Annotated in this window: 17 protein-coding genes and 1 tRNA gene; 13 read left to right on the top strand and 5 right to left on the bottom strand. The window is 74.5% G+C overall.

The annotated features are described in order from the left end of the window. Window positions 1-67 precede the first annotated feature (67 nt). From ACQEVU_RS15450 to ACQEVU_RS15465, 4 genes are all read left to right on the top strand, one after another. On the top strand, window positions 68-436 hold the full coding sequence (locus ACQEVU_RS15450) for a VOC family protein (RefSeq protein WP_433323906.1): 369 nt from the start codon (window positions 68-70) through the stop codon (window positions 434-436). Window positions 437-795: 359 nt separating this feature from the next. Continuing rightward, on the top strand, window positions 796-1,614 hold the full coding sequence (locus ACQEVU_RS15455; RefSeq protein WP_433323908.1) for an SDR family NAD(P)-dependent oxidoreductase: 819 nt from the start codon (window positions 796-798) through the stop codon (window positions 1,612-1,614). A gap of 183 nt (window positions 1,615-1,797) precedes the next feature. Further along, window positions 1,798-1,925: transfer RNA gene (locus ACQEVU_RS15460), tRNA-OTHER, on the top strand. Window positions 1,926-1,979: 54 nt separating this feature from the next. Continuing rightward, window positions 1,980-4,139: a hypothetical protein gene (locus ACQEVU_RS15465; RefSeq protein ID WP_433323910.1), complete on the top strand. Its 2,160-nt coding sequence runs from the start codon at window positions 1,980-1,982 to the stop codon at window positions 4,137-4,139. Window positions 4,140-4,703: 564 nt separating this feature from the next. Here the strand turns inward: ACQEVU_RS15465 and ACQEVU_RS15470 are convergent. Continuing rightward, on the bottom strand, window positions 4,704-5,879 hold the full coding sequence (locus ACQEVU_RS15470; RefSeq protein WP_433323912.1) for a sensor histidine kinase: 1,176 nt from the start codon (window positions 5,877-5,879) through the stop codon (window positions 4,704-4,706). Continuing rightward, window positions 5,876-7,276 carry a hypothetical protein gene (locus ACQEVU_RS15475; RefSeq protein ID WP_433323914.1) on the bottom strand — a complete coding sequence of 467 codons (1,401 nt, stop codon included), beginning with the start codon at window positions 7,274-7,276 and terminating at the stop codon, window positions 5,876-5,878. Before ACQEVU_RS15475 ends, ACQEVU_RS15470 begins: the two co-directional genes overlap by 4 nt. 140 nt (window positions 7,277-7,416) lie before the next feature. Here ACQEVU_RS15475 and ACQEVU_RS15480 point away from each other — a divergent pair, with 140 nt between their 5' ends. The 3 genes from ACQEVU_RS15480 (at window position 7,417) to ACQEVU_RS15490 (ending at window position 12,122) form a co-directional block, all read left to right on the top strand. Beyond that, on the top strand, window positions 7,417-10,698 hold the full coding sequence (locus ACQEVU_RS15480) for a PAS domain S-box protein (protein ID WP_433323916.1): 3,282 nt from the start codon (window positions 7,417-7,419) through the stop codon (window positions 10,696-10,698). A gap of 78 nt (window positions 10,699-10,776) precedes the next feature. After that, window positions 10,777-11,679 carry a 3,4-dioxygenase subunit beta gene (locus ACQEVU_RS15485; protein ID WP_433323918.1) on the top strand — a complete coding sequence of 301 codons (903 nt, stop codon included), beginning with the start codon at window positions 10,777-10,779 and terminating at the stop codon, window positions 11,677-11,679. A 26-nt stretch (window positions 11,680-11,705) separates the two neighbouring features. After that, the gene (locus tag ACQEVU_RS15490) at window positions 11,706-12,122 is read left to right on the top strand and encodes a hypothetical protein (protein WP_433323920.1); all 417 of its coding nucleotides are present in this window, start codon (window positions 11,706-11,708) and stop codon (window positions 12,120-12,122) included. A gap of 776 nt (window positions 12,123-12,898) precedes the next feature. Here ACQEVU_RS15490 and ACQEVU_RS15495 read toward each other — a convergent pair. After that, window positions 12,899-13,609 (bottom strand): IclR family transcriptional regulator, encoded by a 711-nt coding sequence (locus ACQEVU_RS15495; protein ID WP_433323922.1) that lies wholly within the window; start codon window positions 13,607-13,609, stop codon window positions 12,899-12,901. Window positions 13,610-13,701: 92 nt separating this feature from the next. Here ACQEVU_RS15495 and ACQEVU_RS15500 point away from each other — a divergent pair, with 92 nt between their 5' ends. Continuing rightward, entirely contained in the window at window positions 13,702-14,313 is a 612-nt protein-coding gene (locus tag ACQEVU_RS15500; RefSeq protein ID WP_433323924.1) for a hypothetical protein, read from the top strand. A gap of 33 nt (window positions 14,314-14,346) precedes the next feature. After that, the gene (locus ACQEVU_RS15505; protein WP_433323926.1) at window positions 14,347-14,484 is read left to right on the top strand and encodes a hypothetical protein; all 138 of its coding nucleotides are present in this window, start codon (window positions 14,347-14,349) and stop codon (window positions 14,482-14,484) included. On the opposite strand, the gene ACQEVU_RS15510 is transcribed toward ACQEVU_RS15505, so the two are convergent. Continuing rightward, complete coding sequence (locus tag ACQEVU_RS15510; protein ID WP_433323928.1) at window positions 14,431-15,123, bottom strand: hypothetical protein; 693 nt, start codon at window positions 15,121-15,123, stop codon at window positions 14,431-14,433. The genes ACQEVU_RS15505 and ACQEVU_RS15510 overlap by 54 nt on opposite strands. Window positions 15,124-15,269: 146 nt before the next feature. Between ACQEVU_RS15510 and ACQEVU_RS15515 the strand changes: the two genes are divergently transcribed. Genes ACQEVU_RS15515 through ACQEVU_RS15530 form a run of 4 tightly spaced genes read left to right on the top strand, consistent with a single transcriptional unit; the run spans window position 15,270 to window position 20,883 of the window. Then, a complete protein-coding gene (locus ACQEVU_RS15515) occupies window positions 15,270-16,451 on the top strand; it encodes a sensor histidine kinase (protein ID WP_433323930.1) in 1,182 nt (393 codons plus the stop codon). Beyond that, window positions 16,448-17,110: a response regulator gene (locus ACQEVU_RS15520; protein ID WP_433323932.1), complete on the top strand. Its 663-nt coding sequence runs from the start codon at window positions 16,448-16,450 to the stop codon at window positions 17,108-17,110. Before ACQEVU_RS15515 ends, ACQEVU_RS15520 begins: the two co-directional genes overlap by 4 nt. Window positions 17,111-17,139: 29 nt before the next feature. After that, a complete protein-coding gene (locus tag ACQEVU_RS15525) occupies window positions 17,140-18,747 on the top strand; it encodes a diguanylate cyclase (RefSeq protein WP_433323934.1) in 1,608 nt (535 codons plus the stop codon). Window positions 18,748-18,804: 57 nt separating this feature from the next. Beyond that, a complete protein-coding gene (locus tag ACQEVU_RS15530; protein ID WP_433323936.1) occupies window positions 18,805-20,883 on the top strand; it encodes a transglutaminaseTgpA domain-containing protein in 2,079 nt (692 codons plus the stop codon). Window positions 20,884-21,142: 259 nt separating this feature from the next. On the opposite strand, the gene sigJ is transcribed toward ACQEVU_RS15530, so the two are convergent. Further along, window positions 21,143-22,021: an RNA polymerase sigma factor SigJ gene (gene sigJ / locus ACQEVU_RS15535; RefSeq protein ID WP_433323938.1), complete on the bottom strand. Its 879-nt coding sequence runs from the start codon at window positions 22,019-22,021 to the stop codon at window positions 21,143-21,145. Window positions 22,022-22,047 lie beyond the last annotated feature (26 nt).

The following is a 22,047-nucleotide window of genomic DNA, read 5'->3' on the forward strand; positions in this document are numbered from 1 at the left end:
CATGATGCGGCGCATATTCCGGCCAGGCTGGTGGATGCGTACCTACGACCAGCGAGAAGGAACAACCATGACCACATCCGTCGTGTCCATCGTCTACGTGAACGACGCGCCCGCCGCAGCTCGTTTCTACGGCGATCTCCTCGGCATGAGCCCTACGTTCGAGACTTCGGGATACATCACCTTCGACCTCGGGCCTGGCGCTGAGCTCGCCCTGTGGTCCGGCCGGTTCGAGGATCTGTCGCCGGACGTCCCGCGTACCAGTGAGGTTTGCCTGGCCATCGAAGGTGGACGACCCGACGAGATCAACACGATCTTCAAGCAGTGGCAGTCCAAGGGCGTCACGATCCTGCACGAGCCTCACGATGCGGGGTTCGGGCTGACCTTCCTCGCAGCCGATCCTGACGGGAACCGTATCCGGGTCGCACCGAAGGACTGAAAGGCCACAATGAGGCAGGCGCGCGTGTCAGGTGTCGCGCCTGCCGTTGTCTGCCTTCGAGAGGACGACGAGTGCCCCACGCTGGTCGGCGGCCGTGCCCCGCGCCGATGCAGCGGCGGTCTTCGCCGCTCCTTGCCATCGGGTTCGCAGGCACGTCTGTTCAGCGTGCTGGTCGCGCTCGCGGGCACCGTCTGCTCTGCGGTCAAGTAGGCGGGCGACGCAAGATGCGACTGGGTACGGCTCACGCAGGAGTTGTGGTAGTCCGATGGGGTGCTCCGGTAGGTGCCCCTGCGACTGGCCGCGCATCAGGCCGTCCAGATGCCGATGAGGATCACGCTCAGCACGACCGAGGGAGCAGCATGATGGGTGAGCATGACGGCCGGGTCGCGCTGATCACGGGTGGGTCCAGTGGCATCGGCGCCGGCGCGGCGTTGGAGCTGGCGCGGCAAGGAGCCGCCGTCGCCATTCACGGTGCGCAACACGCCGAAGCCGAGACGCTGGCCGAAGCCGTCCGGTCCGCCGGTGGGCGGGCTCTCGCGCTGTCCGGCCCGATCCAGGACGCAGCCACGACGGCGTCCGCCGTGGAGGCGACGGTCGCGGCGTTCGGGCGGCTGGACACGCTGGTCACCTCGGCCGGCATCCAGCGGTACGGCGATGCCGTGTCGACCACCGAGCAGCTGTGGGATGAGGTGATGGACGTCAATGCCAAGGGCGTCTTCCTTGCCGCCCAGGCGGCGCTGCCGCACCTGCGCGCCAGCCCGGCCGGCAGCGTCGTCATCGTCGCCTCGGTGCAGGCCACGGCGTCCCAGGCCAGCGTCGTCGCCTACACCGCCAGCAAGGGCGCGCTGGTCGCCATGGCTCGCGCAATGGCCGTCGACGAGGCCGCGTACGGCGTGCGGGTCAACACCGTCAGCCCGGGTTCGGTGGACACTCCGATGCTGCGCCATGCCGCCGCCCTGTTCACCGACGGCACGGCCGACGCGGTCGAACGCCTCATCGCGACGTGGGGCAGCGCGCACGCGCTCGGCCGGGTGGCGACCATGGAGGAGGTCGGCGCCGTGATCGCCTTTCTCGCCGGCCCCCGAGCCAGCTTCATCACCGGCGCCGATATCCGGGTCGACGGCGGAATGCTGGCCCGGATCGCCGCGGCCCTCCCCGATCGGCAGGCGGGATCCTGACGATCAGGAGCGTGGCCCGAGGCGCTGCGGTCGGCCGGAATCGAGTAGCGCCGGGTTCAGCCCTGCCCGCCCGGCAGGAGGAAGCATCGCCGCGCCGGGACCGGGGACGAGCCGCGCAACGCCGTTTCGGAGGCGCAAAACCGTTGGTCCGCCCGGTTTCGCCCGTGCGATGATCGATGCCCTGGGTCGCTAGCTCAACTGGCAGAGCATTCGGCTGAGTAGCGCGTCCGCTCCCCGCCTGTGCGGCGATGGAGGCGCTTCCTTCTCCTTGCTGGACCGAAGTGTTCGGGGTTCGAGTCCCCGGCGACCCACGAGCTCGGGCGTTTTCCGTCCGCGGCAATGACCACCAGGCAGCGGAGGGGCCCGTGCTGGAGAAGGTGATCATCCAGAAGACGCTGCGCGTGCCGGCGAGCACGGGCGCGGCCGGCGACGGCGCGGCGGTGGCGCGGCAGCTGGATGCGGCGCTGCTCGACGCCGGGTTCTCGGCGTCGCGGGCCATGCTGGAGCACGTCGGGGCGCTGGCCCACGGGCCGGCGATGGACCTCGCGGCCACGGTCGTGTCCGCGGTGCGCGAGCTGGTCGGCGACTACGTCGAGCACAACGCCTACTTCATCGGCTTCCCGGACGGCGTGCCGGACACCGTCGAGTTCTGGATCGAGCGGCTGCGCGCGGCCGTGCTCACCGGCGGCGGCACGGCAACGGACGCGCAGCTGCGCGACGCGGTGCTCGCCGGCGGGGTCAACCTGCTCGACCTGCCGGGCTACGGCACCTACCAGCACACCTACGCCGAGCTGCTGGCCGCCCACGACGCGCTGGTCGCCGCGGCCGGCGACCGGGTGACCCTGCTGCACCTCGGCGACACCGCCGAGGAGGAGGCGCAGCGGCTCTACCTGGCCATGGCCGGCAGCCCGACGCCGCTCGGGGCGGCGGACCTCGCCATCCTCGGCGAGCTCGCGGTCGCCTGCATGGACGGCGAGCAGCCGGCCGAGGTGCCGGTGCGGGAGAACCGCGCCGTGCTCAACGGCGTCCGGCTCGTCCTCGGCCGGCCGCTGGTCGCCGTGGACACGACGACCGACGTGCTGCGCCTGGCCTGCCAGGTCTCCGGCGGCGACGTCTCGCTCGCTACGCCGACGCGGTTCCGCGCCCTCCGGCGGCCGGAGCGGCGCGTGCTGCTGGCCGCGCTGCACGACATCGTCGCGGCGAGCCCGGACAAGCTCGGGGACGTGGCCCGCTACGCGGAGCGGTGGAAGCGGCTCGGGGAGCGGCTGCACCCGCACGAGCACGGCCAGTGGCCGCGCGCCCGCGACGTGTTCGCCGTCGCCCGCGGCGAGCGGCGGGTCCGCAGCCTCGCCGGCCGCGCGGAGTCGGCGATGCGCGCCGGGGCCGTCGACTCGGCCGCGTCGGCGCTGTCGGCCGCGCCGGGGCTGCTGCTGCGCTCCGCGGACCGGCTGCTGCGGCGGGCCACGGCGGCGCAGCGCCCCGCCGTGCTCGAGGCCGTCACGGGCGCGCTGGGCTCGGCGTCGGGCCGGGTGCTCTGCTCGCTGCGGGAGCACGTCGGCAACCGGATGGCGCCCGCGTCCGCCCGGATGTACGCGAGCCGTTCGCAGCGCGCGTGGGTCGGGCCGGACCGGCGGGCGCCGCTGCCGGCCGGGCTCGTCGACGAGCTGACGGCGCTGCTGGACGCGGAGATCGCCGCCCGGCTGCCGGAGCTCGACCGGCCGCTGCTGGTGGACCCGGAGGTGCTCGACGTCGCGCTGCCGCTGTCGGGCAAGGCGTCCGCGGACGGGTTCGCGGTGCTGCCGCGCGGCTCGCGGGCGCCGGTCTCCGGTGAGCTGCTGCGCTTCTTCACGTACTGGCGCCAGGCCGGCCGCCGCACCGACTACGACCTGTCGGTGCTGCTGCTCGACGACGAGTTCCACACCGCCGGCCAGGTGTCGTGGACGAACTACCACCACGACGGCGTGGTGCACTCCGGCGACATCACCGACGCGAAGGACGGGGCGACCGAGTTCATCGACGTGCCGCTGACGGTCGGCGGACCCTACGTGGTGCCGCAGGTGTACATCTACGCCGGCGAGTCGTTCGACGAGGTCGCCGAGTCGATGTTCGGGTACCAGACCCGGGAGCGCGAGCAGCGCGGCGCCCCGTTCGACGCGCGGACCGTGCGGGCCCGCTCGCAGATGCGCGGCCCGGGCCGGATCGCGCTGCCGATGGTCTTCGCCCGGGGCGAGGACGGCTGGCAGGCGGTGTGGCTGCACCTGTACCTGCGGGGCCGGCCGTCGTTCAACCGGGTCGAGGACAACACGTTCACCACGGCCGATCGGGTGCGGGCCCTGATGGAGCGGCGGTACCTCACCGTCTCCTACCTCGTCGACCGGTGGCGTTCACGGGCCGAGGTGCTGGCGTGGGACGGCCGGGCGCCCGACGAGCCGGTCACGTTCATCGGCATCGAGGCCCCGGAGGGACTGCCGGAGGGATCGGAAACCTATACACTGAACCGGCTCAATGAGCTGATCCCGCTGTAGGCGGCGACAGCCGAGGCCATGTGGGCGCTTCCTGCTATCCGTTCGACTCGGGAACCTCCGCGCAAGCGGGGGATCTGGTAATTAGCGCCCGCGCTCTCCTCGGCCCGCCGCCACATCGGCCACCACCCTCGTCGCCCGCCGCGGGGCCGCCCCCGTCGCTGCCCGCGCCGAGGCGCTTCCCGTCCGCCGGCCGCCCGCCGTCGGGCCGCCCGCGACGCTGCCCGCGCCGAGGCGCTCGCCCGCCGGCCGCGTGCCGGCCGCGGGGGCGGCCGCTGGACTCGCGGGGCCGGGGCGAGAGCTATCCAGCCCTGTGGGCCTCCGGGGTCAGCGTGAAGCGCAGCGTGGCGTCGGCATTGAGCGCCCGCGCTTCCTCGGCCCGGCCCGCAGGTGAGAGCTCTCGGTCCCCGCGGCTCTCCGGGGTCAGTCTGAAGCTGAACGCGGCGCTGGTCCCTAGCGCCCGCCCCGCAGGTGAGTGCTATCGGGCCCCGCGGCGCTCCGGGGCCAGCGTGAGGCTGAGCGCGGCGCTGGTCCGTAGCACACGCGCTCTTGCGGTCAAGGCGAGAGCTATCCGGCCCGGCGGCGCTCCGGGGCCAGCGTGAACCGGAACGTGGCGCCGGAGCCCGGCACGGCGTCGGCCCAGATGCGTCCGCCGTGGCGGATGGCGACGCGGCGGGCGATCGCCAGCCCGATGCCGTTGCCCTCGCTGCCGCCGCCCGGGGTCGGCGCGTGCACCTTCTGGAACGGCTCGAACAGCTCGTCGGCCAGGCGCACGTCGAAGCCGCACCCGTTGTCGCGGACCACGAAGATGCTGGGGCCGCCCGGGCGTTCGACGCCCACCTGGACCGCCGGATCGGCGCGCCCGCGCGTGAACCGCCACGCGTTGCTCAGCAGCTGCTGCAGCAGCAGGCGGGCCAGGTTGACGTCGCAGTTGGCGGTGAGCCCCTCGGCGGCGTCGAAGGCGACCGGGTGGCCCGGGTCCGCGGCCCGCTGCTCGTCGGCGACCGCCCGGGCCAGCTCGGTCAGGTCGACCAGCGAGCGGCGCATCGGCGCCTGCGTCACGCCGAGCAGCGTGTGCAGGTCGTCGCTGAGGCCGGCCATCCGGGCGACGTCGGCGCGGATGCCGGCGAGCACGGCCCGGCCCGCCTCGTCGAGGCCGGCGGAGTGCTCCTGCTCGAGGCGGCGGGTCGACTCCCGCAGCGACTCCAGCGGCCGGCGCAGGTCGTGGGCCATCGCGTAGCCGAACGTGTCCAGCTGCCGGGTCACGGCCTGCAGCTCGGCGTTGCGTTGCAGCATGCGGTGCTCGAGCTCGGCGTTGAGGTCGCTGACGCGCTCCTCGGCCCGCTTGCGGTCGGTGATGTCGGTGGAGATGCCGCACACCGCGTAGGGCTCGCCGCTGTCGTCGACGAGCGGGAACTTCACGGTGATGTAGGTGTGCGGGCCGTCGTCGGCGGGGGCGATCTCCTCGAGCTGGATCGGGCCGCCGCGGCGCATCGCCTGCAGGTCGTTGGCCCGGAACGCGTCCGCGATCTCGGCGGGGAACAGGTCGTGGTCGGTGAGGCCGACGATGTTCTCGCGGCGCACGTCGAAGAGCCGCTCGTACTCCCGGTTGACGAGCATGTAGCGGCCCTCGGGGTCGCGCATGTACACCACGGCGGACGTGTGGTCGATGAGGGCAAGAAGCTGGTCGGTGCCGACCCGGGGGTCGTGGCGCGGCTCGGCCGGGGCCGTCTCGGTGCTCACGAGGCCTGCCTCCATGCGGGTGACGCGGCCACGTCCGGTGCGGCCCGCGGGCGCGGCACCGGCCAGCCCGGGCGGCGCCAACGGCCGTTGCGGACGAACCCGGCGGTGCACGGCAGCGACAGCGTCGCCGACAGGCCGCCGCCGTGCAGCAGGCCGGTGACGCCGGCGATGCGCTCCAGTTCGGACAGCGGCAGCGCGCGCAGCGCCGACAGGTGGTGCTGCTGGCGCAGCCGGGTCAGGTGCCGCAGCGCGGACTCGTCCATGCCGGTCGTCCCGCGCCGGTTGGACACCACGCCGGGGTCGCCGTGGCCGGACCGGTCGCGCTCCTGCTGCGGCCCGAACAGGAACCGCCGAGCCAGCAGCAGGTGTACGCCGGCGACGCGCGCATGCGCCTGCTGCGCCAGGAACAGCGCGGCGAGCACCGGGTGCGCGGCCACGAGGGAGCGCAGCGCCGCGTCCGAAAGGCCGCCGAGCCCGGCCGGGCGGCCGCAGCGGGTCAGCACCAGGTCGGGCACGGAGGGCTGGTGCTGCACCGTGTCGAGCCGCGCGCGCTCGGCGTCCAGCATGCCGGGCAGCAGCCGCCGGACGTGGCGGCGGTACCCCGGCGGGTCCACGCCGAGCCGGAAGTCGCGCTCGATCGCCTCGGGGTCCAGCGCGCCGCTCGGCGGCAGGTCGCCCGGGCGCCAGTGGACCGCGAACTGGCGGAACACGTCGAGGAAGTGCCCGATCCGCAGGCCGTCGGCCGGCGGCAGGGCGGCGAAGTCGGCGTTGAGCCGGCGCATTCCCTCCAGCAGCACCGCGGCCCGCGACAGCCGCTCGGTCGCCTCCGCCCCGGCCGGGTCGACGGCGCCGGCGGCGATCGGGTCGAGGGCGTCGTTGACGGCCCGCTCGTAGGTCTCGCTGAGCTTGATGAGCTCGAAGAAGCGCACCTCGTCGGTGGCGCCGGTGTAGGTGCGCACCTCGCCGTCGTCGAACGCGCTGGGCAGCACCGCGACCGCCGCGCCCCGCCACCGCACCTCGCTCGGCGGCAGATTCCACCGTGTGAGTGACGCGTAGGCGTCCCGCGGCGGGTGCCCGGTGCCGGTGCGCGCGGCCAGTCGCGTGAAGGCGTCGAGGAACCCGGGGACGGTGGCGAAGGAGGCCTCCGGGTCGTGTTTGTGGGCCGGGTCGAGTTCCTGGTGGTGGCGGGCCAGCCCGGCGCCGACGAGGCCGAGCAGCACGACCAGGCGGCGGGCGGTGGCCTCGTCGCAGTCGCCGCCGGCGAGGACCGCAGCGACGGCGGTCGCGGCGGCCCGCGGAAAGTCCGCGGCCGGCCGGGCGCCCTCGATGATCTGCCGGTTGAGCGCGGTCATCGGCCCGAGCGCCCACCGGCTCAGCCCATCGTCGGGTGTCCCCACGATCCGAAGGTACACCGAAAGTAATGGCTACGTGACTGTGAGACTGATTCGCCTCAGGATCGGCCGGCCCGGGACGATGGGCCGGACGTCGGATGGGGGCGTCGGCCGGCGTCGCCAGGCGTACGAGTCATGGAGCCGTCGTGGTGCAACAGTCCCAACCCCGTGGGGACTCGTACACGGCGGACGCCGCACTGAACGAGCGGCTGCGGCGGCAGACCGCCGAGCTCGAACGGCAGCGCTCCTTCCTGCACGCCGTGCTCGAGCACCTCTCCGACGCCGTCGTGGCCTGCGACGGCGAGGGCCGGCTCACCGTGTTCAACCCGGCGGCCGAACGGCTGCACGGGCTGCCGGTGGAGCCGCTGCCGCCGGAGCGCTGGGCCGAGCGCTACCACCTGCTCAACCCCGACGGAACCCCGATGCTGCTGCGGGACGTGCCGCTGTACCGGGCGCTGCGCGGCGAGGCGGTCACCGGTGTCAGCATCCTCGTCGCGCCGCGCGGGCAGCCGATCCGCACCGTGGTCGCCAGCGGCCGGCAGCTGCGCGACGAGGACGGCCGGGTCATCGGCGCCGTGGTGTCGATGCGCGACGTCTCCGAGGCGGTCGCCGCGCAGGAGCAGTCCGACCGGCACACCCGGGCGCTGGTCGCCACCATCGAGGCGCAGCGGGCGGTGACCGCCGCCGTGCACGACCGGCAGGAGGTGCTGCGGGTCGTCGCCGACCGGGCCGTGTCGGCGTTCCCGCCGGCCGACGGCGCCGTCGTGGAGCTGCTCGAGCCGGGCGGGACGCTGCGGTACGCGGCGGCCGCCGGCGCCCTGGCCGGGCACGTCGGCCTGGTGCTGCCCGCGTCCGGCTCGCTGTCGGGCCTGGCGATGCAGCAGCGGGCCACCGTGCGCTGCACCGACACCCAGACCGACCCGCGGGTCAACGCCGAGGCGTGCCGGCGCACCGGGATCGGGTCGATGTGCATTGCGCCGCTGTACGCCGCGGACGAGGCGATCGGCGTGCTCAAGGTGTCCAGCGAGCGGGCCGGCGCGTTCGACGACGGCGACGCGCACCAGCTGGAGCTGCTCGCCGGGAGCCTCGGCGCGGCGCTGCGCCACGCCGAGGACTACGCCGCCAACCAGACCCTGCTCGGCGAGCGCACCGAGGCCCTGTCGCTGCTGGAGGTGAGCGAGCGGCGGTTCCGGGCCAGCTTCGACAACAGCCCGGTCGGCATGCTGCTCATCGACCTGCGATCCGGCGCGGCCGGCCGGATCCTGCAGGCCAACCCGATGATGTCGCAGATCACGGGGTACCGCCACGAAGAGCTGGTCGGCCTGAGCTACTTCGACCTCACGCACCCCGACGACCTCGCCGACGTCGAGAGCACGATGGACAAGTTCATGACCGGCGGCATCGAGACCCTGTCGGTGGAGCGGCGCTACCGGCACGCGCAGGGCCGTACCGTGTGGGTCGCCGCGCGGGTCGGCATCATCCGCGACCCGGCCGGGTGGCCGCTGTGCCTGGTCGCGCAGATCGAGGACATCACCCGGCGCCGGGCCGAGCAGGCCGCCGTGGAGCAGCAGGCGCGGCTGCTGCGGCTCATCCCGACCCCGGTCATCGTGCACGACCTCGACGGCACGATCCGCGGCTGGAACGGCGGCGCCGAGACCACCTACGGCTTCGCCGCCGGTGCGGCGCTCGGGCGGCCGGTACACGAGCTGCTGGCCACCGACGGCGGCGGCGCCGCGCCGGCCGACATCACCGCGGCGCTGCGCCGCGACGGGCACTGGACCGGCGAGCTCACCCACCGCGCCGCCGACGGCCGGGCGATCACCGTGCTGAGCCGGCAGGTACTGCAGCACGGCCTCGACGACGCCGACGAGCCGGACGGCCACCGGGGCCCGGGCACGGTACTGCAGGTCGACACCGACATCACCGCCCTGCGCGCCGCCGAGCAGGCGGTCAGCGCGAGCGAGCAGCGGCTGCGGGCCCAGTTCATGCACTCGGCGGCGGGCCAGGTGCTGCGCGCCCCCGACGGCACGTGGCTGGAGGCCAACCCCGCCTTCGCCGCGATGCTCGGCACCACACCGGAGCGGCTGGTCGGGCTCAACGTCAACGACCTCATGCACCCCGACGACCTGCCGTCCAGCCAGGCCAACGTGGCCGCGCTGCTGGCCGGCGACCTGGAGTCGGTGACCAGCGAGGGCCGCCTGCACCGCCTCGACGGGGGCTGGCTGGACTACCACAGCACCATCTCGGCCGTCCGCGACCCGGGCGGGCGCCCGCTGTACCTCGTGGTCGTCGTCACCGACATCACCGACCGGCGCAACGCCGAGCGGGCCCGCGACGCCGCCGCCGCGCAGCTGGCCCAGCGCAACGTCGAGCTGGCCGCCCAGAAGGCGTACCTCAACGAGATCCTCGACATGATCAACGTGTACGTCATGACGTGCGACCACCGCGGCAACCTCGTGCACCTCAACCGGGCCGGCCGGTCGGTGCCCGACGGGCCGGCGCCGACCCGCATCGAGCACCTGCACCGGGTCGCGCCGGCCGGCGACGAGCCCACCCCGGCGACTCACCCCCTGGCGCGGGCGCTGCGCGGCGAGGTCATCGAGGCCGCCCAGATGGTGCTGTTCGGCGACAACGGCCGCGACCGTGCCCTCATCGTCGACGCCCGCCCGCTGCAGGACCCCGACGGCACCACGGCGGGGGCGATCTGCACCGCGTTCGACGTCACCGCGCTGCGCGACCGCGAGGCGGAGCTGGCCGGGTTCGCCGGCGTGGTCGCGCACGACCTCAAGAACCCGCTCACCGGCATCATCGGCTTCGCCGAGATGGCCGCGGACCTGCTGCACGACAGCCCGCCGGGCGCGGCGATGGCGGCCCGCTACGTGACCCGGGTCAAGGAGAACGCTCAGCACATGGACCAGCTCATCGACGACCTCCTCGCCTTCGCCACGGCCCGCGACGCCCCGCTGCGCCCGGCCTGGGCCGATCTGGGCGCGATGGTGGCCCACATCGTCATGGTGCGTACCGGCCACCTCGCGGGCCCGGACCGGCCCGACATCGTCGCCGGTGACCTGCCGACGGTGTGGGCCGACGCCGGGATGCTGCGCCAGGTGCTGGACAACCTGATCGGCAACGCGGTGAAGTACACCCGCCCGGGCAGCCGCGCGCAGGTCAGCGTCACCGCCGAGCACACCGCCGGCGTGGCCCGCATCAGCGTCGCCGACCACGGCATCGGCATCCCCGCCGACCAGCGCCAGAAGGTCCTGTCGCAGTTCCACCGCGCGCACACCGGCGAGGGCTACGCCGGCACCGGCCTGGGCCTGGCGATCTGCCAGCGGGTGATCGAGCGCCACGGCGGCACCATCGACATCGCCGAGAACCCCGGCGGCGGCACCGTCGTCACCGTCACGCTGCCGCAGCCGCCGCTGTAGAGGCCCCGGCCGTGCCCCACAGCCGGCTCCCAGGTCCGGCGCAGCGCCCTCGCAGGCCCGGCGGCGACGCTTCCCGGCATGACGAACACGTATGAGGGGCGGCCGCTCGCCCGCCCCGGCGCCGACATCGAGGATCAGGGCCTCGGATTCGACCTCGTGACGGTGATGGGGCGCCGGAACCTGCTGCGGGCCGTCGGGCTCGGCGCGGCCGCCGTCGCCGGCCTCGCCGCGTGCTCGCCGGCCGACGCGGACGCCCCGGCCACCACCGGCGCCGCGGCGAGCTCCGGCGCGACGGCGGCCTCCGACGCCACGACGGAGATCCCCGACGAGACCGCCGGGCCGTACCCGGGCGACGGCTCCAACGGGCCGAACGTCCTCACGCAGAGCGGGATCGTCCGCGCCGACATCCGCTCCAGCTTCGGCGGGTCGACCGGGACCGCCGAGGGGGTACCGATGACTCTCGAACTGTCCATTGTGGACATTGCCGGCGGCGGGGGAGCGTTCGCCGGGGTCGCGGTCTACGTGTGGCACTGCGACCGGGCCGGCCGCTACTCGCTCTACTCGCAGGCCGTCACCGACCAGAACTACCTGCGCGGGGCGCAGATCGCCGACGCGGCGGGCAAGGTGCGCTTCACCAGCATCTTCCCCGCCTGCTACGACGGGCGCTGGCCGCACATCCATTTCGAGGTGTACCGCAACCAGGCCGACATCGCCGCATCCTCCAACGCCATCGCCACGTCCCAGGTCGCGCTGCCGCAGGCCGCGTGCGAGACGGTGTACAAGCAATCGGGGTATGAGGCCTCGGTGACGAACCTGGCGCGGGTGTCGCTGCAGCGCGACAACGTGTTCGGCGACGACGGCGCGGCGCACCAGCTCGGCACGGTGACCGGCGACGTCGCGAGCGGCTTCGCGGTGTCACTGACCGTGCCCGTCGACACCCGCACCGCCCCGGCCCGCGGCGGCGCACCGGGCTCCCGCTGAGGCCGCGACGGTGTAGAAATACGCGCGTGAGCGAGTACGAGTGGCGGCGGACGCTCGTCCGGTTCGAGCGCGTCGACGTCAAGGGCGTCGCGCACGCCGTCACGCGCAGGACGACGCGGTGCGGCATCCCGCTGTCCGCGCGGCAGCTCGCCTCCGCCTCGGGCGCATTCGAGCCCGGCCGCGAGGGGGCCTGCGCGCGCTGCTCGGAGGCGGTCGCCGCGACCCCGGCGCCACCGTCGCCGCAGGAACAGCTGTACCGGCGCATCCTCGACGCCGAGCCGGCCCACCTGCGCGACGAGCTCATCGCCGCGCTGCGCGCCGGGCCACGATCCACCCGTCGTCGGGCGCGGGCCCGCAGCGCGCCGCGGTGCTGGTCCGGCTGCACGAGGTCCTCGAAGGGCGACCCGAGGCCGTGGCGGCGCTGGCGCACCCGAGCAAGATGATCTGGGTCTCGGAGGTCGCCGTCGGCGGGTCCGGCCTCGTGGCGATCCTGCCCGACGCGGGGCCGCCCGCCGTCGTGCGCCGCCCGCTCGAGCGGCGGGCCGGCCCGCCGCCGCCCGGGTTCTCGTTCGCGGCCGAACGGCGGCCCCGTCGTTCACCGCCGGCCGCGCCGGCGACACCGAGCACGCGGTCGGCCCGGGGGAGACGACGCTGTGCGGCATCCCGCGCCGGGACGCCATTACCTACCTCCACCTGTTCACCCCGCGCCGCGGCGACTCGTGCCCGCGCTGCGGCGACCTCGCGCTGTCCGCCCCGCGCGAGCCCGGCGGGCACGAGCGCCTGCACGCCCTCATCGCCGCCGCGGCGCCCGGCCCGGCGCGCGACGAACTGGCCGCGGCCCTGGAGCGCGGGGCCGAGATCACGCTGTGGCTGAGCGGCCGCGGCGCCGACATCGCCCGGCACTACGGCCGGCTCGACCTGCTCACCGAGGGCCGCGAGGACCTGGCCGCGGCCCTGGCGACCGGCGAGCGGGTCAGCCTGGTCCAGATCCTGTACGGCGACTGGCGCAGCACCGTCGTCCTGCGCGACGGCGCGCCCCCGCTGATCGCCCGCGGCCCGGCGTGAGGCGCCAGGCGAGCGCGTACGATGGCGGCCCCGCGTCCTGCGGATCCACCGCCACCACGACGACGGCCCGCGGCACGTCCACGACGAAGCCCACGCTCGATCACGTCGACGCACTGACGTTCGACCTCGCCGTGTGGACTGCGCCTGCGCATCGTCACGGACCCGGGGTCAGTCGGGATGCGATCAACTGGGCGACGACCCGTGCGGCGTGGGCGGCGCGTGGCGGGTCGAACGACTCGGTGGGTCCGCTGAGCGTCACCGCACCGACGAGTCGTGTGCGTTGGCGGATGGGTACGGCGACACCGGTCAGGCCGATCTGGAACTCGCCGCGATCGATGGCGTAGCCACGCCGTCTCGTCGCCTGCAGTTCGCTCAGCAGGCGTGGGCGGTCGGTGATGGTCGAAGGCGTGCGGGCGGTGAGGGCGGTTCGGTCGAGGATGCCGTCGACCAGCTCGGGAGGGCTGAACGCGAGCAGGGCCTTGCCCGCTCCTGTGCAGTGCGGTGGGAAGCGTCCGGCGACGCGGGTGTCGAGCCGGGGGCGATGGCTGGCATTGATCTTGAGCAGATAGATCACGGTGTCGCCGTCCAGGACGGCGAGCTGAACGGTCCAGCCCAGCGCGCCGTGCAGGTCGAGCAGGTACGGGCCTGCGACGTCGAGAAGGGTGAGGCCGGCCTGAGCGGCCTGAGTGCCGAGCTCGAAGAGCCGCAACCCCAGGCGCAGGCCCGCGGGCCCCTCGGCGAGCATGCGCTCCGCGATGAGCCTGGCGACGATCCGGTTGCAGGACGCCTGAGGCAATCCGGTCGCTCGGGCGAGGTCGCGGCGATTGGTGATGTCGGATTCCGCGACGGCGTCGAGCAGCGTCAAGACGCGGCTGATCATCGAGGAGGGTGCCTGGCGACTCACTGAGTGATTCTCGCATCGCCGGGGCGTCGTGCCGGCCCATAGCGTCGATCGACATGCAGGCACCTGCCGTGATGAGCTTGGACGCCGCCACGTTGGCCGGCGCTGCCGGCACCGCGTTGAACGCTGCCTATGCCTGGCCTCAGGTCGCCAGGGCACTGCGCACCGTGGCGGGTCTCTCGCTCGGGACAGTGTTTGTCGGCTACATGTCCCGACTCGCCTGGGCCTGCTACGCGGTGGTTCGCCACGACCTCGGCCTGCTGGCCGGGCAGATTCCACCACTGGTGGCTCTGCTCATGCTGGCGGTGATCTTGATTCGTCGACGACCGGCGCGGCGGGCCCGGGTGGCAATCTCATTCGGGCTGCTCAGCGTTGCGATGCTCAGCATGGCTCGCTATCTCCCGCTCCTGACCGTCGTGGCCGTCACGAGCGCGGCGCTCACCGCCGTGCCGCAACTGCTCACCCCTCGAACGGGCGAGGGCGCGGCCGGGGTGTCAGCGCGCATGTACGTCCTCGCCGCCGCGGCCAGCGCCTGCTGGCTCACCTACGGGCTCCTCGTCCGCGACCCGATGATCTGCCTGCCCCACGCGGTGGCCCTTCCGACCAGCACCATCGTCGCCATCAGGACCGTACGCATCCGCCGGGGTACGACGCCGGGTCCGTCATGATGGCGACCGCGGACCCGCACCGTCACCGCGTCGGTGCCGGTGCGGGTCGACGACGAGCTGACCGGGCTCGGTCACCCGCTGGTGCCGATCCTCGCCGCGCTGAAGCGCTGGTCCGAGTCACACATCGGCGAGATCCTGCAGGCCCGCGAGCTCTACGACGCGGGGGCGTAGGCGGCCCAGGACGCGGGTGCCGGCGAAGACCATCACGGCCAGCATCGGCAGGGTGCCGACGGCGGGGAGGATGGGGGTGTCGTACGGCATGAACAGCAGCCCGGCGTAGCCCAGCACCACGGCCGGCACCGACCACCAGCCGATCACGCCGGCCCGGGACAGGCCCACGAACGTCAGCACCAGCGCGAGCGAGACCAGCGGCCCGGGCGTGAACGCCAGGGTCAGCGCCGGGTGGGCGAGGATCTTGTCGGAGAGCGCGGCGGCCTGCTCGGCCGGCAGGTTGCGGCCCATCTCCATGTGGAACCAGTCGGACATCAGCGCGCCGGACATCTCGATGAGGCCGAGCGCGCCGAGCAGCGCGCCGATGAGGGTGAGCACGCCGCCGCGGCGGCCGCGGACCAGCAGCGGCACGGCCAGCAGGCCGGCGCCCATGAGCAGGTTGCCATAGTGCAGCAGCAGCGCCGACAGCTGCGTCATGAACGGGTTGGCGGCGAGGGAGTGCAGGTACGTGACCTTGCTGTCGTCGCCCTGCGGCGGCGAGGTGGCGAGGCCGGCGAAGAAGGAGGCGGCGCCCGCGATGAGGGCGGCACCGGCGGCTATCTGCATGACCCGCGGGGCGGGGGAGTTGGTGTTCGTCATGCCCAGAACGCTATGGCCGGACACCCCTTGAGCGATGCCTGCGTGCGTCGGAAAACGCCGTCCGCCGCGCGGGGGACGCCGGGCCGTCACGCTGTCCGTCGTACGGCCGACCCGGCAGTTGACCAGCCGATACTACGATCCTCGGCATGCCCCGCCCCAACATCGCGGTCGTGCTCGCCGCCGCGCTGGCCGTCATCGGTACCGTCGAGATCCTCCTCGACGCCCAGTTCTCCGCCGCCCCGGCCGTGCCCGCCGCCGCGCTCGCCGCGGTCGTGGGCGGGATGCTGCTGTGCGCGTGGCGGCCGGTGACCGGCGCCGCGGTCGTCGGGCTCGCGTTCCCGATCGCCATCGCCGGTAACCTCGACGGGCCGACCGGCGCGGCGGTGCTCGGGTTCTTCGTCGCGCCCGGCTGGGCCGGCTACCGCAAGGCGAGGACGTCGTGGCCCGCGCCCCTGGCCGTGCAGCTCATGGCCAGCGCCGGCACCTGGGTGGCCGGGCGGGCGGCCGGCTCGACCGTCGCCGGGCTCGGCAGCCAGGCGTGGGAGAACCTGTTCTTCGGGCTGCTGTGCTGGGGCGCGTGGGGCGTCGGGCTGCTCGCCCGCCGGCTGCGTGAGCGCGCCGATCTCCTCGCGCGGCTCAACACCGCCCTGGACGCCGAGCGCGAGGCCCGCGAGCACGCCGCCGTCGCCGAGGAGCGCCAGCGCATCGCCCGCGACATGCACGACGCCGTCGCCCACTCGATCAGCGTGATGGTGCTGCAGCTCGGGGCCGTGCGCAGCACCCTGCCGGCGGGCACGCCGCAGGCCGAGATGATGGCGGGCATCGAGCGGCTCGGCCGGGAGTCGGTGCACGAGCTGCGGGCCCTGGTGGGCATCCTGCGCGCCGAGGCGGCGACGGGGCCGGCGCCGCAGCCGTCGCTGGAGCGGGCCGAGGAGCTCGTCGCCGAGGTGCGCGCCGCCGGGCTGCCGGTCGAGCTGACCGTCGACGGCGACCTGGCCGGGATCCCGCGGGCGCAGGACATCTCGGCGTACCGTGTGCTGCAGGAGGCCCTGTCCAACGTCCTGCGCCACGCCGGGCCCGCGCCGACCACGGTGTACGTGCGCCGCGAACCCGGAAGAGTGTCGCTCACGGTCGACAACGAACTGCCAAGCCCCGGCCGCGGTACTGCGGGTGCCTCCCCCGGCGGCCACGGGCTGATCGGCATGCGGGAGCGGGTGGCCGCGTTCTCCGGCTCGCTGGACGCGGGACCGCGCGCGGGCGGGTACACCGTGCAGGCCGTCTTCCCCCTCGGTACCGAATCCGGGGCCTGGAAAGGTGCCGCGGCATGATCCGGGTCGTGGTGGCCGACGACGAGGCGATGATCCGGGCCGGCCTGAAGATGCTGCTGGACCACCAGGGCGACATCGAGGTCGTGGGCGAGGCGGCCGACGGCGAGCAGGCCCGCGCCGAGGTCCGCCGCACCGCGCCGGACGTCGTGCTGCTCGACGTGCGGATGCCCCGGGCCGACGGCATCACCGCGGCCCGGCACATCGTGGCCGAGTCGGCCGCGCGGGTCATCATCCTCACCACGTTCGACGAGGACGAGGCGGTGCGGGAGGCGCTGCGGGCCGGGGTCAGCGGGTTCCTGCTCAAGGTGGCGCCGCCGGAGCAGCTCGTGCACGCGGTGCGCACGGTCGCGGCCGGGCAGGCGCTGCTGGACCCGGCGGTGACGCTGCGGGTCATCGAGTCCTACGCGACCGCCTCCGTCGCCGATCCGCGCGCCGCGGCCCGCCTCGGCGAGCTCACCGAGCGGGAGGCCGAGGTGCTGCGCCTGGTCGCCCGGGGCCTGTCCAACGCCGAGATCGCCGCCGCGCTGTTCCTCGGCGAGGCGACCGTGAAGACCTACGTGTCGCGGATGCTGACCAAGCTCGGGTTGCGCGACCGGGTCCAGGCGGTTGCTTTCGCCTATGAGAGTGGTCTCATCCGCCCCGGTACCGCAAACGCTTGAGTCCGGCGCCGGCCCGCCGATGGCGGGTCATGGTTTCCGGGACGGACAGGGTCGAGCCGGCGGGTCGCGACGCGGTGCTCGAGGCGACCCTCGCGCAGCATCCGGGCGCGTTCATCGGCGCCGTCGCCGCCAACGGCCTGTTCGTCGAGCTCCCCGCCGAGCTGCGCGAGCGCGGCCTGCGCCCGATCGAGGGGCCCTCCTCGGCGCTCGGGCTGGCCCTCGTCGAGGACCACACCACGATCGTCGAGGCGTGGCACCGGCTGCTCGCCGAGGGCGTCGCCAACTGCCGCTTCCAGCCCCGCGCCCGGCCCGGCCACGCCGCCCGCCTGCACCTCATCGACGTCACCCACCGCCACGGCGTGGTCGTCGTCGTCATCACCGGCCTGGCGGACGAGGTCACCGTCCTGGACCACGAGGCGATCCGGCCGCGCCTGGTCACCGTGCGCAAGGACCAGGTCGCCGTCATCATCGACGCCGACCCGCAGATCCACCGGGTGCTGGGCTGGACGGCGCAGGAGCTGGCCGGGCGCCGCTCGCTCGACCTCGTCCACCCCGACGACCAGCAGCGCGCGATCGCCGGCTGGATGGACCTGCTGGCCGCCCCGTCCGGCGAGGCCCGCCGCATCCGGCTGCGCCACCTGCACCGCGACGGCCGGATCATCTGGTTCGAGATCACCAACCACAGCCTGCTCGGCGACGCCGAAGCGCCGTGCGTCGTGGCCGAGATGCTCGACATCACCGACGAGATGGCCGCCGAGGAGGCGCTGCGCGCCAGCGAGCAGCTGCTGCGCCGGCTCACCGAGGCGCTGCCGATGAGCGTCGTGCAGATCGACGCGCACCGCCGGGTCGTCTACCAGAACGCCCGCGGCGGGCGCATGATCGGCACCGCCGCCGGCGGCGAGCTCGGCGAGGCGCAGCTGGCCGCGGTCGTGCCCGGCGACCGCCCGATGGTCGACGCGGCCCTCGACCGCGTGCTGCGCGACGGCGAGGACGCCGACGTCGAGTACGGCTACCGCGACCCGCACCAGGGCCTGCGCCGCGCCAACGCGAAGGTCCGCGCGCTCACCACCGCCGAGGGCCAGGTCGCCGGCGCCGTCATCTGCGTCGCCGACGTCACCGAGGACGTGCGCATGCGCGAGGAGCTGCAGCGCCGCGCCACCTACGACGAGCTCACCGGCTGCCGCAACCGCGCCGCGACCCTCACGGCGCTCAGCGACGCGCTGGCGGAGGCGACCCGCGGTACCGCCGTCGTGTTCGTCGATCTCAACGACTTCAAGCTCGTGAACGACCGCTTCGGCCACGCCGCCGGCGACCGCGTCCTCGGCCACGTCGCCCAGGCCCTGCGCGCCGCGGTCCGCGACGGCGACGTGGTCGGCCGGCTCGGCGGCGACGAGTTCGTGGTGGTGTGCCGCGACGTGCCGCGCCTGGAGCACGCCGGGCGCATCGCCGCGTCGCTGGGGGAGGCCCTGGAGCGGGCGGCCCTCGACATCGCCGGCGAGCAGCTGCGCCCGAAGGCGAGCATCGGCGTGGCGTGGACCCGCGCGGGCGGCCTCGACGCCGACGCGCTCATCGCGCACGCGGACTCGAAGATGTACGAGGCGAAACGCGTGACGGTCCCGGCCCGCCGGCGGCGCTAGCCGGGCGCCGCCCGATCGGGGGACAACGCGGCGCCGAGCGCACGGCGTTCTACCGTCATGAACGAGCGCGCGCGCCTCACGCCCGTCGCCGTCGGCTCGGCCGCCCTGGCCGCGCTGCCGCTGGTGAATGTCTTCGCGCGGTACACCTGGCTCTGGCCCTCGGCCCTGGTCCTCGCGGCCATGTGCGGCGCCGGCCTGCTCGCCCGCGCCCGGCGCGCCCCGGCCGGCATCCCGACCGCCGCCATGGCGGGCGCGGCGGCGCTCGCCCTCGCCGCGCTGTTCCCCACGCGGCACCCCGCCGGCCTGCTGCGCGAGGCGGCGACCGAGATCCGCCGCTTCGCCGCCCCGATCGGCGACCTCCGCCCCGTGCTGTTCCTGACCGTCGCCGGCGTCGCCGCGTTCGCGCTGCTCGTCGACGCCATCGTCGTCGAGTGGCGCCGCCCGGCCCTCGCCGGCCTGCCGATGCTCGCCGTGTACACCATCCCGGTCACGGCGGTCCCCGGCCCCACGGCGTCGTGGCCGTTCGCGCTCGGCGCGCTCGGCTTCGTGTGGCTGCTCGCCGCCGACCGCCTGGCCCGCGTCCGCGGCTTCGGCCGCCGCGTCGGCGGCAACGGCCGCACGTCGCTGGCCGCCGCCGCCCGCCGCCTCGGCCTCGCCGGCGTGGCCCTGGCGGTGGCGCTGCCGTTCCTGCTCCCGGCCGCGCTGCCGCGCCAGGCCGGCGCCGGCCCCGGCCTCCTCGGCGCCCCCGCCCCCGCGCCGGTCGACCTGCTGGCCCTGCTGTCGGGCGAGCTCAACCGCACCCGGACCGTCGACCTGCTCACGGTCACCGACCTCGACGACCCGGCCCCGCCCAACCTGCGCCTGGCCGCCCTGGAACAGCTGACGCCCCGCGGCTTCGAGCCGCTCGCGCCCGGCGCCGCGGCCCCCCTGCCCACCGCCGACGGCCCGGTGCACCGGGCGAGGGTCGACATCGGCGACCGCCTCGCCGCCGGCGTCCTGCCGATCTACCGGACCCCGACGGCGATCCGGGGCCTCGACCCGAGCTGGGTCTACGATCCCAGGACCCAGATGGTGTACTCGGACCGGCACACGACGGCCGGCCTGCACTACACCGTGGAGTACACGCGCCCCGCCCCGACACCCGAGGACCTGCGCCGCGCCTCGCCCGTCGACCCCGCCGACCCGTCGCTGCGCGACACCCTGTCGGCACCCCCGAACCTGGTGGTCAACTCGCTGCTGCCGCCCTTGGTCGAGGGCCGCGCGACGCAGTACGACAAGGCGATGGCGATCCGCGGCTTCTTCTCCCCGGCGAACCACTTCGTCTACGACACGACGACCGGCCCCGACACCAGCGGCGTCGCCATCACCGACTTCCTGCGCAACCGCCGCGGCTTCTGCACCCAGTACGCCGCCGCCTACGCCTGGCTCCTGCGCGCGGCCGGCATCCCGGCTTGGGTCGCGATCGGCTTCACGCGCGGCACGTTCCGCACGGGCAACACGACGACGCTGACGAACCACGACCTGCACGCCTGGACCGAGGTCTTCTTCCCCGGCTTCGGCTGGCTCCCCTTCGACGCGACCCCGCCCGGCGCCGTTCCCGCCCCCGCCACGGCCGCCCCGTCCGTCCCGGCGGCGGCCACCCAAGCCCCGGCGCCGCAGACCCCGAGCGCCTCGCCGGCGGCCGTCGCCGCCGCCCCGTCCCGCGGGGACACCGCCCACCGCCCGGCCGCGTGGAGCCTCAGCGCGCTGCTGCTGGCGCTGCTCGCCCTGCCGGCCTGGTTCCGGTCCCGCACCCGCCGCCGGCGGCTCGCCCGCGCGGCGCGGTCCGACGCCCACGAGGCCTGGGACGAGCTGCTCGACATCATGGCGGACTACCGGATGCCGGCCGGCTCCGCCGAGACCCCGCGGGCGACCGCCGAGCGCCTGTTCGCGCGGACGGACCTGGGGGAGCGGGCTCTTGACGGCGTGTGCGCGCTGCGGGCGGCGGAGGAACATGCGCGATATGCCGCTCGCCCGCTGGCCGATCGCGACCTGAGCGCCGCGGTCGACGCGGTCCGGTCCGGCCTGGCGCGGGCGGCCTCCCGCTGGACGCGCCTCAGGGCCTTGGTACTGCCGCCGTCCGTCCTGCGCCGCTGAGCCGGGGGACTTTGCGACAAGTCGGGCGCTCCGCGCCACGACTTGTCGGATTTATACCCTGCCAGGCGATAAATCCGGGCAATATTCGCCGAGGCGAGGGTGGCGTCGCTGGGGGCGGCGATGCGGCCGGGTCGATGCGCGCCGGGTCGTTGCTCGTCGGGCCGCGGGCTACGACGTCGAGCTCGTCCGGGACGGCGCCCGGTGGGTGATGCGGCGCGTGCGGATCGACAACGTGTGGTACACCGGCGATGTTCGGCTTCTAGTCCATCCAGGGGCGCAGCTTCTCGGGGTTGCGCACCGCCCAGATGTGCGTGATCCGGTCGCCCTTGAAGCCGAACGCGAAGACGGCCGTCAGGGCCCCGTCGAACTCGGCGATCAGGCCCGGCTGGCCGTTGACCAGGCGCTCGGCGAAGGCCAGCCCGGGCGCGACGTCGAGCAGCTCGACGGCGGCGTGCGCGATCTGCTCGCCGCCGACGACCGGGACCAGCCGCGCCGGCACCAGGCCGCCGCTGTCGGGGACCAGCGTTGCGGCCGGGTCGAGCAGCCTGATGAGGGCGGCGATGTCGCGCGCCTCCCACGCCCGCTTGAAGTCGCGCACCGCGTCCGCCCGCTTTCTGGCCGGGACCGCCGGGGCCTGCGCGTCCCGGATGCGGCGGCGGGCCGACGTGGCCAGCTGGCGGCACGCGGCCGGTGTCCGCCCGACGATCTCGGCGACCTCGGGGAAGCGGTACCCGAACACGTCGTGCAGGATGAACGCCACCCGCTCGGCCGGCGTCATCGACTCCAGCACCACCAGGAACGCCATGTTGACCGACTCGTCGAGCGTCACGCGGTCGGCCGGGTCGCCGGCGGCGGCCGCCGACTCGGCACTGCCGGGCAGCGGCTCCGGGATCCACTCGCCGACGTAGCGCTCGCGCCGCGCCCGGGCCGAGCCGAGCAGGTCGAGGCAGATCCGGCTGGCCACCCGGGTCAGCCACGCCCCCGGGGACTCGATGGCCGCCTGCTGTTCGGGCGACATGGCGTACCAGCGCGCGTACGTCTCCTGGACCACGTCCTCGGCGTCGGCGAGCGAGCCCAGCAGCCGGTACGCCAGGTTGATCAGCTGCCGCCGCTCGTTCATGATCGCGCTCAGGCTCATGGCACCTCCTTCGTCCCCGGTACGAC

Source organism: Dactylosporangium sp. CA-139066, from assembly GCF_050936175.1.
Classification (GTDB): Bacteria; Actinomycetota; Actinomycetes; order Mycobacteriales; family Micromonosporaceae; genus Dactylosporangium.

Excerpts from the sequence above, each read along its gene's own strand:
- ACQEVU_RS15450 (WP_433323906.1), top strand. The coding sequence starts at position 68 with ATGACCACATCCGTCGTGTCCATCGTCTACGTGAACGACGCGCCCGCC.
- ACQEVU_RS15455 (WP_433323908.1), top strand. The coding sequence starts at position 796 with ATGATGGGTGAGCATGACGGCCGGGTCGCGCTGATCACGGGTGGGTCC.
- ACQEVU_RS15485 (WP_433323918.1), top strand. The coding sequence starts at position 10,777 with ATGACGAACACGTATGAGGGGCGGCCGCTCGCCCGCCCCGGCGCCGAC.
- ACQEVU_RS15500 (WP_433323924.1), top strand. The coding sequence starts at position 13,702 with ATGCAGGCACCTGCCGTGATGAGCTTGGACGCCGCCACGTTGGCCGGC.
- ACQEVU_RS15510 (WP_433323928.1), bottom strand. The coding sequence starts at position 15,123 with ATGACGAACACCAACTCCCCCGCCCCGCGGGTCATGCAGATAGCCGCC.
- ACQEVU_RS15515 (WP_433323930.1), top strand. The coding sequence starts at position 15,270 with ATGCCCCGCCCCAACATCGCGGTCGTGCTCGCCGCCGCGCTGGCCGTC.
- ACQEVU_RS15520 (WP_433323932.1), top strand. The coding sequence starts at position 16,448 with ATGATCCGGGTCGTGGTGGCCGACGACGAGGCGATGATCCGGGCCGGC.
- ACQEVU_RS15525 (WP_433323934.1), top strand. The coding sequence starts at position 17,140 with ATGGTTTCCGGGACGGACAGGGTCGAGCCGGCGGGTCGCGACGCGGTG.
- ACQEVU_RS15530 (WP_433323936.1), top strand. The coding sequence starts at position 18,805 with ATGAACGAGCGCGCGCGCCTCACGCCCGTCGCCGTCGGCTCGGCCGCC.
- sigJ (WP_433323938.1), bottom strand. The coding sequence starts at position 22,021 with ATGAGCCTGAGCGCGATCATGAACGAGCGGCGGCAGCTGATCAACCTG.